1 protein-coding gene is annotated in these 257 nt (G+C 47.9%); it reads right to left on the bottom strand.

Annotated features, from left to right (window positions below; translation table 11 throughout):
* Nucleotides 1-257 (bottom strand): hypothetical protein (locus tag MiSe_RS50300; protein WP_226595121.1); only part of this gene is annotated, 257 nt, incomplete at both ends.

The following is a 257-nucleotide window of genomic DNA, read 5'->3' as shown; positions in this document are numbered from 1 at the left end:
ATTTCTCGCCAAAAATTGCAGATGCCGTGCCCCGAAAGCCTGCATAATGCAAAAATTGTAGATGCCGTACCCCTGTAGCGGCACGGCATAGATAACTTTTGATTTCTCGCCAAAAATTGCAGATGCCTTCCCCCTGTAGCGGCACGGCATAGATAACTTTTGATTTCTCGCCAAAAATTGCAGATGCCGTGCCCCGAAAGCCTGCATAATGCAAAAATTGTAGATGCCGTACCCCTGTAGCGGCACGGCATAGATAA

This window comes from Microseira wollei NIES-4236 (genome assembly GCF_020521235.1).
GTDB lineage: Bacteria > Cyanobacteriota > Cyanobacteriia > Cyanobacteriales > Aerosakkonemataceae > Microseira > Microseira wollei.
Note: the sequence above shows the minus strand (reverse complement) of the source record. Positions and strands in the feature narration are given on the sequence as shown.